At 68.0% G+C, this 11,408-nt stretch carries 10 protein-coding genes; 1 reads left to right on the top strand and 9 read right to left on the bottom strand.

The window, feature by feature from the left end; translation table 11 throughout:
• Positions 1 to 19 precede the first annotated feature (19 nt).
• The 9 genes from ACWF99_RS24575 to ACWF99_RS24535 all read right to left on the bottom strand — a co-directional run bounded on the left by ACWF99_RS24575 (position 20) and on the right by ACWF99_RS24535 (position 10,402).
• The gene (locus tag ACWF99_RS24575) at positions 20 to 325 is read right to left on the bottom strand and encodes a DUF2469 domain-containing protein (protein ID WP_011210678.1); all 306 of its coding nucleotides are present in this window, start codon (positions 323 to 325) and stop codon (positions 20 to 22) included.
• A gap of 46 nt (positions 326 to 371) precedes the next feature.
• A complete protein-coding gene (locus ACWF99_RS24570; RefSeq protein ID WP_452537498.1) occupies positions 372 to 1,076 on the bottom strand; it encodes a ribonuclease HII in 705 nt (234 codons plus the stop codon).
• Between the two features lie 136 nt (positions 1,077 to 1,212).
• Positions 1,213 to 1,977, bottom strand: coding sequence for a signal peptidase I (lepB, locus tag ACWF99_RS24565; RefSeq protein WP_378626377.1), 765 nt, complete (start codon positions 1,975 to 1,977; stop codon positions 1,213 to 1,215).
• 86 nt (positions 1,978 to 2,063) lie between these two features.
• Positions 2,064 to 2,405 carry a 50S ribosomal protein L19 gene (rplS, locus tag ACWF99_RS24560; protein ID WP_062986944.1) on the bottom strand — a complete coding sequence of 114 codons (342 nt, stop codon included), beginning with the start codon at positions 2,403 to 2,405 and terminating at the stop codon, positions 2,064 to 2,066.
• A 157-nt stretch (positions 2,406 to 2,562) separates the two neighbouring features.
• A complete protein-coding gene (locus tag ACWF99_RS24555) occupies positions 2,563 to 3,441 on the bottom strand; it encodes a hypothetical protein (protein ID WP_378626376.1) in 879 nt (292 codons plus the stop codon).
• Positions 3,442 to 3,469: 28 nt separating this feature from the next.
• Positions 3,470 to 5,851, bottom strand: a complete 2,382-nt coding sequence (locus ACWF99_RS24550) for a Tex family protein (RefSeq protein WP_452537497.1) — start codon at positions 5,849 to 5,851, stop codon at positions 3,470 to 3,472.
• Between the two features lie 47 nt (positions 5,852 to 5,898).
• Positions 5,899 to 7,080 (bottom strand): alpha/beta hydrolase family protein, encoded by a 1,182-nt coding sequence (locus ACWF99_RS24545; RefSeq protein WP_452537496.1) that lies wholly within the window; start codon positions 7,078 to 7,080, stop codon positions 5,899 to 5,901.
• A 98-nt stretch (positions 7,081 to 7,178) separates the two neighbouring features.
• A complete protein-coding gene (locus ACWF99_RS24540; protein ID WP_452537495.1) occupies positions 7,179 to 8,792 on the bottom strand; it encodes an AMP-binding protein in 1,614 nt (537 codons plus the stop codon).
• Positions 8,792 to 10,402 carry an AMP-binding protein gene (locus ACWF99_RS24535; RefSeq protein WP_452537494.1) on the bottom strand — a complete coding sequence of 537 codons (1,611 nt, stop codon included), beginning with the start codon at positions 10,400 to 10,402 and terminating at the stop codon, positions 8,792 to 8,794. The genes ACWF99_RS24540 and ACWF99_RS24535 overlap by 1 nt, the downstream gene beginning before the upstream one ends.
• Positions 10,403 to 10,498: 96 nt before the next feature.
• Between ACWF99_RS24535 and ACWF99_RS24530 the strand changes: the two genes are divergently transcribed.
• Positions 10,499 to 11,344: a helix-turn-helix transcriptional regulator gene (locus ACWF99_RS24530; protein WP_378626371.1), complete on the top strand. Its 846-nt coding sequence runs from the start codon at positions 10,499 to 10,501 to the stop codon at positions 11,342 to 11,344.
• The last annotated feature ends 64 nt before the right edge of the window (positions 11,345 to 11,408 follow it).

Genomic DNA, 11,408 nt, shown 5'->3' with positions numbered 1-11,408 from the left:
ACCGCGCCCCTGTGGACAACTACTCCGGCAGGCGCAGGTCCGGCTTCTCCAGCTCCTCGATGTTCACGTCCTTGAACGTGATCACCCGAACGTGCTTGACAAACCGTGCCGGGCGGTACATATCCCACACCCACGCATCGCTCATCCGCACTTCGAAATACACCTCGCCGTCGGCGTTCTGCGGACGCAGCTCGACCGAATTGGCCAGGTAGAAGCGCCGTTCGGTCTCCACGACGTACGAGAACTGGCCGACGATGTCCTTGTACTCGCGGTACAACGACAGTTCCATCTCGGTTTCGTACTTCTCGAGGTCCTCAGCACTCATCGGGTGGGACGTCCTCCTGCTAGCAGCGCCGCGTTCATTGGTGACATCATCGCGCATGTGCCGCGCGAGTAGCCACTCGGCTACCTCCGGGCACCTCGAGCTCGCGCACATTCCGCCAGGAACGGCGGTGTTCTGTGCTCGGTCCGAGCTGCCGCAGGGCGGCGGTGTGCTCGGGCGTGTTGTAGCCCTTGTGCGCGGCGAAACCGTAGCCGGGTAGCTGCGCGTCGAGCTCGACCATCATCCGGTCCCTGGTCACCTTCGCCAGGATGCTCGCGGCCGCGATGCAGGCCGCGGTGCCGTCGCCGCCGATCACCGGCAGTGACGGTGCGGGCAGGCCGGGGACCTTGAATCCGTCGGTCAGGATGTAGCCGGGGGTGCGTTCGAGACCGACCACGGCTCGGCGCATGCCCTCGATATTGGCGACGTGGATCCCGATCGAGTCGATCTCCCACGCAGGTACCACCACGACGCTCCAGGCCAGCGACAACCGCTGAACCACCGGGAACAGCTCCTCACGAGCCGCCTCCGTGAGTTTCTTGGAGTCGTCGAGCCCGGCGAGCTTGTCGTAGGCCATGGGCGCCAGCAGGCACGCGGCCACCACCAGCGGACCCGCGCAGGGTCCGCGCCCCGCCTCGTCGACACCGGCCACCGGCGCGAGGCCACCGCGCACGAGCGCGGCCTCGAGCGTGCGTAGTCCCGCCGCCCGGCGCATCACCATCCGCGGCGGCCAGCTGGTCCGATCCTGCCCCACAGTTCGATTGTCCCGTCGCGTCAGTTCGACCGGGTGTTCCGGGTGCGTGTTCGCCCCGGAACACCCCTCCTCAACGTGTCAGTTCTCTTGCGCGTTCTGAGTCTTCACTGGGCACAGAACACTCGTCCTCATCGTGTCAGTTCTCTTGCGCGTTCTGGGTCTTCACTGGGCCCATCCGGTTCGGCGGCCAGATCTTGAACACCGTTTTGCCCCGGACGTTGTCCACCGGCACGGTGCCCTGGAGATCGTCGCTGACGTGGGCGCGCGAATCAGCCGACTCGTTGCGGTTGTCGCCCATCACCCACAGATTGCCCTCCGGCACCTTCACCGGACCGAACACCCGACCCGCCGGGTACACGGCGTTGGGACGATCGGTGTACCAGGGGTAGTCCTTCTTGATGTACGGCTCGTCGAGCGGTTTGCCGTCGACCATGACGCGACCCTGCGGATCGCAGCACTGCACGGTTTGCCCGCCGACCGCGATCACGCGCTTGACCAGATCGTTCTCGTCCGGCGGGACCAGCCCGAAGTAGGACAGGAAGTTCTGCAGACCGCGCACGACAGTGTTGTCCGAACGCACCGACTTGTAGTGCCCGTTCCACGACGGCGGCCCAACGAACACCACCACGTCGCCCGGTCCGGGTTCGGAGCCGTAATAACTGATCTTCTGGACGTAGATGCGATCCCCGATCAGCAGCGTGTTCTCCATCGACTGCGAGGGGATCACATACGGCCGACCGACGAAAGTCACCATCAGCGCGGCGATCACAGCCGCGATCACGACGAGTATCGGCAGCTCCTGCCAGAACGGGCGCTGCTTCTTGTCGCCGCGCTTTTTTCTGCGCCGCCCGCCTTCGTCGCCCGAATCGGACACCGACACCGACCCACTTTCGTCTGCCACGCCGAACAGAGTAGCCCGGCGCCCCGACGTGAGTCGGGTACCGGGCTACCTGAAGAATTCTGGTACTGCGAAGTGCTACTGCGAGATCAGCGCTTTTCCTTGATCTTGGCAGCCTTGCCGCGCAGGTCGCGCAGGTAGTACAGCTTGGCGCGACGCACGTCACCGCGGGTCACGACATCGATGTGGTCGATGTTGGGGCTGTGCACGGGGAAGGTGCGCTCGACACCGACGCCGAAGGACACCTTGCGGACCGTGAAGGTCTCGCCGATGCCGCCGCCGTGACGCCGGATCACGACGCCCTTGAAGACCTGGATGCGCTCCTTCGAGCCTTCGATGACCTTCACGTGCACGTTCAGGGTGTCGCCCGGACGGAAGTTGGGGACATCGCTACGCAGCGACTTCTCGTCGACGAAATCAAGGGTGTTCATTTTCCACCTTTTCGGATTCTTTGCGTGAACAGAGGAACCTGGCGGCACTCGCGCGCTCGACCGGTTCATGCTCAGAACAGGAGTGCTCTCGGACATGACTCGTCCAAGGCAACCGGTTCATTGTGCCAGACCGGGTAGCCCTGATCGAAATCGGGCCTCACTGCTCGTCGGTCTGGTCGGCCCGGCGGCGCGGCAGCAGGTGCGGATGCGGCGGCGGTGCCGAGGGCGCCGGGACGACGGTCCGCGCCAACTCCGCCTCGGCTGCCGTCCGCGCGTGCTCGACGTCGGGCTTGCCCGCGATGAGGTCCTGGATGAAGATCTTCGCGCGGATGACCGGGCGACGATAGCGCCGCTCCCGGGCGACCGCCCGGTTCATGGTCTTGGGCCGGTGACCGTAGCGCCAGCGCGCCCACGGGGCGCCAGGCCTGCTCAACCGCACCGCGCCGACCAGCAGCAGCGGCGTGAAGAACATGCCGAACAGCCCGGTCCAGATCTTGCCCTTGGCGATCACGATCGCGGCGAGCACCAGATTCACCGTGATCGTGATCACCACCCCGACCCGCACCCCGACACCGCGCGATGCCCGGAAGTCGTCGTAGTCCAGAAACGTCGCCGGTTGGACGCCGAGCAAGAGCAGACCGGTCACGGCGAAGGCGACGAAGACGGCGTCCACCGAGGTTCGGCCCTGCTCGGACCAGTAGACGTCACGCAGATAGAAGATCAGCGCGAATTCGTCGAGTACCAGCGCGGCGCCGATCCCGAAGATCGCGGCCAGCACGCTCGAGGTGACCTGGGTGGAGTCCTCGGCGGTGGCGATCAGCCCGATGCCGGACAGCAGCACGGTGATCACGCCGAACACCATGTGGTGGATGTGGGTGTCGCCGGCTTTCACATTGCCCGGCCACCAGCGCACATTGGCCCGGATCATCCTCACACTCACCCGGATCACCACAAAGCCGAGGATGAACCCCAGCAGGAAACAGAGCAGGGGCAGGCGGCCGTGCGCGATCACCTCTTCTTCGAGCCACCGTCGCATGCCGCCCGCCCTGTCGTCGAGTCGCTACCTACTTGTTGCCGAAACCAGCCGCGCGCAGGGCGTCTGCCATCGAACCGCTCGGTGCCGCAGCCTGCTTGCGCTGGTTACCGCCGCCGTTGCCCTGACGCCCCTGTCCCTGGTTGCGGGCAGGTGCCGGACCACGACCGCCTTGCTGTCCACGACCCTGCCCGCGCGGCGCGCCACCCCCACGATTGTCCCCCTGCGCGGGCTTGCCCGGCTCGTCATCGAGCCGCAGGGTGAGCCCGATCCGCTGACGGGCGACGTCGACCTCGAGAACCTTCACCTTCACCACGTCACCGGACTTCACCACTTCGCGCGGATCCTTGACGAAGGTGTGCGACAGCGCCGACACGTGCACGAGACCGTCCTGATGGACGCCGACATCGACGAACGCGCCGAACGCGGCCACATTCGTCACGACGCCCTCGAGCACCATCCCGGGCTTCAGATCGGCGACTTTCTCGATGCCCGCGGCGAACTCGGCGGTCTTGAATTCCGGACGCGGGTCCAGACCCGGCTTCTCCAGCTCGGCGATGATGTCGCTGACGGTGGGCACACCGAACTTCTCGTCGGTGAAGTCGCCGGGCTTCAACGCGCGCAGAGTGCTGGTGTTGCCGATGACCTCGGCCATCTCCCGGCCGGTGTGCTCGAGAATGCGGCGCACCACCGGATAGGCCTCGGGGTGCACGGCGGAGGTGTCCAGCGGGTCGACACCGCCGCGGATACGCAGGAAGCCCGCGCACTGTTCGAAAGCCTTCGGCCCCAGGCGCGGAACCTCGAGCAGGGCCTTGCGGCTGCTGAAAGGCCCGTTCTGATCACGGTGGGCCACAATGCTTTCCGCCACGGACGAGGAAACACCCGACACCCGCGAGAGCAGCGGCACCGAAGCCGTGTTCACGTCGACACCGACGGCGTTCACCGCGTCTTCGACGACCGCGCCCAGCGAGCGCGCGAGCAGCGTCTCGGATACGTCGTGCTGGTACTGGCCCACGCCGATCGACTTCGGATCGATCTTCACCAGTTCGGCGAGCGGGTCCTGCAGACGCCGGGCGATGGAGACCGCGCCGCGCAGCGACACGTCCATGTCGGGCAATTCGGCCGAGGCGTAGGCCGACGCGGAATACACCGAGGCGCCCGCCTCCGACACCACGATCTTGGTCGGCTTGTTCTCCGGAATCCGCGAGATCAGTTCCACCGCGAGGGCATCGGTCTCGCGCGAGGCGGTGCCGTTACCGATGGCGATGAGCTCCACGCCGAAGCGGGCGACGAGCGCGGCCAGCACCGCGAGGGACTTCTCGGTCTGCCCCTGCGGCTTGTGCGGGTAGATCACCTCGGTCGCGACGGCCTTGCCCGTGGCGTCGACGACGGCGACCTTCACGCCGGTGCGGTAACCGGGGTCGAGGCCCATGGTGGTGCGGGTGCCCGCGGGTGCGGCGAGCAGCAGGTCGCGCAGGTTCGCGGCGAACACGTCGACCGCGTCCTTCTCGGCCGCCTGGCGCAACCGCATCCTGGTATCGATACCCAGGCTCACGGCGAGCTTGGTGCGCCAGGCCCAGCGGACGGTGTCGAGCAGCCAGGAATCGGCCGGACGGCCCTTGTCGGCGATGCCGAAGGCGACCGCGATGCGGCCCTCGTAGAGGGTGCGCTCGCCGGGTGCCGGTTCTTCGGTGTCGGCTTCGAGATGCAGCGTGAGCATCTCTTCCTTCTCCCCGCGCAGCAGCGCCAGGATCCGGTGCGAGGGCAGCTTGTGGAAGGGCTCGCTGAACTCGAAGTAGTCGGAGAACTTGGCTCCCGCCTCCTCCTTGCCCGCGCGCACCGTGGAGGTGATCTGGCCGCGGTTCCACATCAGCTCACGCAGCTCACCGACCAGGTCGGCGTCTTCGGCGAAGCGTTCGACCAGGATCGAGCGGGCGCCGTCGAGCTGTTCGGCGGTGTAGGCGGCCGGATCGGTGCTCGGGTCGCCGATCAGCGCGTCGGCCACCGGCTCGTGTCCGGCTTCGCGCGCGATCTGCGCCTTGGTGCGGCGCTTGGGCTTGTACGGCAGGTAGATGTCTTCCAGGCGCGCCTTGGTCTCGGCGAGCATGAGCTGCGAGTGCAGCGCGGGATCGAGTTTGCCCTGGCCGCGGATGGATTCGATGATCGCGCCGCGGCGCTCGTCGAGCTCACGCAGATACCCGAGCCGTTCCTCGAGCTGGCGCAACTGAGCATCGTCGAGGCCGTCGGTGACCTCCTTGCGGTAGCGCGCGATGAACGGAACCGTCGAACCACCGTCGAGCAGTTCGACGGCGGCGCGGACCTGGGTCTCGCGCACCCCCAGTTCATCGGCGATCCGCCTGCCTACGCTGGCGATGGTGGTCGTGCTGTCGGCGATCTCGGGCGCTGTCGTCACAGCCGCAGAGACTACAGCTCATGACCGACACCTCGCTGGCACCCAGGTCAGCGAACTGTCCGCACCTCGGGTTCGGTGATCGGACGATCCAGCACGGTGTCGGTGCGCTCGCGCAGGAATTTGTCGAACATCGCCGCGACATAGCCCCGCACGAGCGATGCCATGCGATCCGGATCGATGGCGCCGATGTAGGTCGATGCGGCGGGCCGGGCGACGGCGGGTACCAGCGACGGCATGTCGGTGAAGTCGTAGTGCGCCGAATCCGCTATGGCCAGATGACGTTTCCAGCCGGTGGCCCCCTGCCAGAACGCGTCGAGGGACGGATTCGCGTCACCGACTTCCTCGATCTGCTCGCTGGTCAAAACCAGGGTGGGCCGGTCGACGCCCTCGGTCACCGCGCGGCCGAATGCCTCGTCCACCCCGATCTGCCCGTCCATGTCGACGGCCGCGTCGATGCGACGGTCCCCGTGCATGGCCTCGACGGCGGTGTACCCACCCGACGAATGTCCGACGGCGCCGACCCGGTTCAGGTCGAGCACCCGCCCCAGATCGGTGGGTAGGGGGTCGGATTCGGCATCGGGGTCGGTCCGCGTGGCCAGCCCGGCGAGGGAGTCGAGAACGAACCGGAGATCGAGCAGCCGTGCGGCGATGTACTTCTCGCGGATCGCGGTGTCGAAACCGTTGGGCGCCGGGGCGGGCCGCACGAGCCGGCCGCCGGGGAACTCGACGGCCGGACCGGTTTCATAGGTGTGATCGACGGTCACCACCACGTAGCCGCGCGACGCCAGGTCCTCGGCCAGCCCGGTGCCCAGAATCCGCGAGACACCGGCGCCGGGGGTGTACAGCACGACCGGGTAGGCGCTCGCCGCCTGCGCGGGCGCCTCCCGGTGGGCGTGAGTCAGGGCGCCGGGCAGCTCGATGCCGAGTTCGTCCTCCAGTCCGGGGATCAGTTCGGTCGACGCGTAATGCGCACGCGGGTAGCGATCCACCTCGGTCGCCGGGTAGAACACCGAAACCATCAGCTCTCTCGACCGGCCGGGCTGGAACGGATCCGGCCGTGCGTCGTCGACCAGGTGCAGCGTCGTGGCGCCGACCGGCAGAGTCGCGCTGGGACTCGGGAGAACGCCGACCCCGCCCGGCCCGGCGTCGGCACCACCCACACTCGACGCGACCAGCGCGCAGACCGACATCGACACCATCACCACACGACGGAACACCGTCTCCCCCATCACTATTCGGTACCAGCCCGAACGCCCGACCGTCGCGAACACGCTAGCAAGAAGCGCCGGTGCCCGCGACGGATCGAGTCATGGTGCGCCCCAGCCGCTCAGCCGAGGATGTCCCTGGCCAGTTCGCGCATCTCGGCCTTGCGGACCTTGCCGGTGACCGTCATCGGGAACTCGTCGACCACGTGCACATAGCGGGGAATCTTGTAGTGAGCCAGGCGTCCGGCGCAGAAGGTGCGGACGGCGTCGGCGTCGAGGGGTGTCGCGCCCTCACGGAGCCGGAGCCAGACCATCAGCTCCTCACCGTATTTGGCGTCCGGGACACCGATGACCTGGGCGTCGACGATATCGGGGTGGGTGTAGAGGAACTCCTCGATCTCGCGGGGGTAGATGTTCTCGCCGCCGCGGATCACCATGTCCTTGATCCGGCCGGTGACCGCGAGGTAGCCGTCGGCGTCCATGACGCCGATGTCGCCGGTGTGCATCCAGCGGGCGGCGTCGATCGCCTCGGCGGTCTTGTCGGGCTGTTCCCAGTACCCGAGCATCACCGAGTAGCCGCGGGTGCACAGTTCGCCCGGTTCGCCGCGCGCCACGGTGCGCCCGGTCTCCGGATCGACCACCTTCACCTCGAGATGCGGGCCGACCCGGCCAACCGTGGCGGTGCGCCGGTCGATGCTGTCGTCGCGACGGGTCTGCGTGGACACCGGTGAGGTCTCGGTCATGCCGTAGCAGATGGAGACCTCACTCATCCCCAGCCGATCGATCACCCGTTTCATCACCTCGACCGGGCACGGTGAGCCCGCCATGATGCCGGTACGCAGGCTCGACAGGTCGTAGTCGGCGCCGGAATCGAGTTCGGCCAGCATCGCGATGAACATCGTCGGCACACCGTAGAGCGAGGTGCAGCGTTCCGCGGCGACGGCGGCCAGCGCTGCGGCCGGGTCGAACGACGGCGACGGAATCACCGCGGTAGCACCGTGGGAGGTGACCGCGAGATTGCCCATCACCATGCCGAAGCAGTGGTAGTACGGAACCGGGATGCAGACCCGGTCGGCTTCGGTGTATCCGCACAGTTCGCCGACGAAGAATCCGTTGTTGAGGATGTTGTGGTGGCTCAGCGTCGCGCCCTTCGGGAAACCCGTTGTTCCCGAGGTGTATTGGATGTTGATCGGGTCGTCGGCCGACAGCGTCTCGGCGATCGCACCCAGCCGCTGCCTGTCCGGCACGGTCTCGGCCACCTGCCGCCACGGCTCGGTGCCGAGAATCAGCACCTGCTCCAGGGCGGGACAATTCGGCCGGACCTGCTCGATCATCGCGACGTAGTCCGAGCTCTTGAACTCCGGTGCGGCGATCAGCGTGCGTACCCCGGCCTGGACGAGAACGTATTCGAGTTCGCTGGTGCGGTAGGCGGGGTTGATGTTGACCAGGATGGCACCGATCTTCGCGGTGGCGTATTGCACGAGGAACCATTCCGCGCAGTTGGGTGCCCAGATGCCGACCCGGTCACCGGGTTCGATGCCGTGTGCGGCGAGACCGGTCGCGACGGCGTCGACCGCCGCACCCACCTCGAGGTAGGTCCAGCGACGCCCCGCCGGGCAGTCGACGAGCGCGTCACGCGCGGGGTGGGCCGCGACGGCGCGGTCCAGATTCGCGCCGATGGTGTCACCGAGCAGCGCGACCTCGGCGGGACCGCAGCTGTAGCTGAGTTCGGACATCAGCCGATCTCCTTGCCGCGCAGCAGGAATCGCTGCACTTTGCCACTCGGTGTCTTGGGCAGGCTGTCCACGAAATGAACCCTTCTCGGATAGGCGTGGGCGGCGAACTCGTCCTTGACCAGCTGCTGCAGTTCGGCTGCCAGCTCGGCGCTGCCCTCGGTGCCGGTGCGGGTCACCACGAAGGCTTCCAGCACCTCCCCGCGCAGTTCGTCCGGCATCCCGACCACGGCGGCCTCGGCGACCTGCTCGTGCAGGACCAGCACACTTTCGACCTCGAACGGGCCGATCCGGTAGCCCGCCATGATGATCACGTCGTCGTCGCGGGAGCTGAAGCGGAAACAGCCGTCGGTATCGCGGGAGCCGACGTCACCGGTCAGATACCAGCGTCCGTCGGCGGTGAATCGGCTCGCGGTGCGCTCCGGATCGTCGAGGTAGCCGAGGAACCAGAGCAGCGGGCTGTGGTGGGTGTCGATGGCGACCCGGCCGATCTCACCGGGTGCCGCCTCGGTGTCGACGTCCTCGGCGAGGACCGCACAGGACCACCCGGGGAGCTGCCTGCCCATCGAACCGGGCGGGACGGCCATATCGAGGGCGGTGTGCCACGCGTGGCAGATCACCATGCCGTGCTCGGTCTGGCCGTAGTGATCACGCACCGCGACCCCGAGTGTCCGCTGCGACCAGGCCACCACGTCCGGGGTCAACGGCTCGCCGGCCGACGACGCCCGGCGCAGGGCGAAGCTCTCCGGAGCCGCGGCGCTGTCGGCGCGCAAAGCCCGATAGACGGTCGGCGCGGCGGCGAAGTTGGTGACGCCGAAGCGCTGCAACACGTCCCAGGTGAGTGGCGCCGAGAACCCCGCGTGCAGCAGCAGGCTGCGCATGCCGGTGGCCAGCGGCCCCAGGATCGCGTAGTAGAGGCCGTACGCCCAGCCCGGATCGGCCGCGTTCCAGAAGACGTCCTCGGGGCGCACGTCCAGGGCGAACTCCTGATACGCGTGGAAGGACGCGAGCGCGCGCACGGGGATCGGCACCCCCTTGGGGGTGCCGGTGGTGCCGCTGGTGAACAGCTGGACCAGCAGGCCGTCACCACCGACCGCCACCGGCCGCGCGCGCGGATCGTCGGATCCGTACCCGTCGAGCAGATCGCCGAAGCGCAGCGTGCCGGGAATCTCGGCGCCGACGACGATTGTTCGGTAGTCGGTCGCCGCGAGTTTCGGCGCCTGGTCGGCGTCGGCGACAACGACTTTCGCGTGGCTCGCCCTCAGCCGGAACTCGACCGCGGGTGGCGCGAACGCGGTGAACAAGGGCACGTGCACCGCGCCGCGCCGCCAGATCCCCAGCAGCGCCACCACGAGCTCGACGGATTTCGCCATCAACGTCGCCACCCGATCGCCGGGTTCGACGCCGAGTTCGGCCAGCGCGGCGGCGAACCGGGCCGAGCGCTCCCGCAGCTCACCGTAGGTCAGGTCGTAGGCGCGCAGATCGGACTCGATCACCGTGAACGCGATATGCCCGGCCGGGTGCCGATCGCAGAGCAGATCGGCCGCACAGGACTCTGGTCGGTCGTAGTGGTCGAGCAGGTCGCGCACCCGCGCGTCCAGATCGGTAGTCATCGCAGCTTCTCCTCATCACCCGGGTATCGGCCACCGGGTCTGTCCTAGAATGTGGCATAGCTCACGTGCCCCACTACCCCCGAAAAGGGGTGATCCATGACTTCCCTGTTGCGCCCGCGCGACGGTGACGCGCTGCGCGCCGAGATCCGCTGGGTGGCGGGACGGGCGAGCGTCCCGGTGGTGTTCGGCGGCGCGGTGGACGAGGACACCCTGCTGCTCACCGAGTTCGTCGGCACCGTCACCACCGGTCTGCGCGGGCTGTCGGTGCTGCGCACCTCCGGGCTCGGCGGGCAGGCCATGGAGTACCGCAGGCCCGCGTCGGTGGCCGACTATCGGGGCTCGTCCGCGATCACCCACCACTACGACGCCGCGGTCGTCGGCGAAGGGTTGCGGTCGGTGATGGCCGTGCCGGTGCTGGTCGCCGACCGACCTCGCGCCGTGCTGTACGCCGCCACTCGCGGCACGGGCCCCCTCGGGGACCGCACCGCCGAGGTGATCCTGCAGGCGGGTAAGCGACTGGCCGCGGAGATCGCCGTCCGCGACGAGGTGGACCGGCGGGTCCGGCTGCTCGAGCTCGCGACACCGCCGACGGCTACCACGCCCGCGGCGACCGAGGAGTTGCGCGAGATCCACGCCGAGCTTCGCGCCCTCGCGACCACCACGGGCGATCTCGCCCTGCGCGACCGGCTTTCCGGGGTGTGCGAACGGCTGACCGGGGTGTTGACCGGCGAGTCCGTCGGCGATGCGCCGCGGCTGTCGCGGCGCGAACTCGACGTTCTCGCCCAGATCGCCCTCGGCTGCACGAATCAGGAAGCCGCGCTTCGACTCTCGCTCGGCGCCGAGACCGTCAAGAGTTACCTGCGGCAGGCGATGAGCAAGCTGGATGCCGGCACCAGGCACGAGGCGGTGGCTCGGGCGCGGCGGCACGGCCTGCTGCCCTGACTGCCGCGACCCCTTCACCCCCCACGCCAGATGTGGGATATATCACCGTCATTCGGCCGCCGGA

This window comes from Nocardia sp. NPDC055002 (assembly GCF_053608825.1).
Note: the sequence above shows the minus strand (reverse complement) of the source record. Positions and strands in the feature narration are given on the sequence as shown.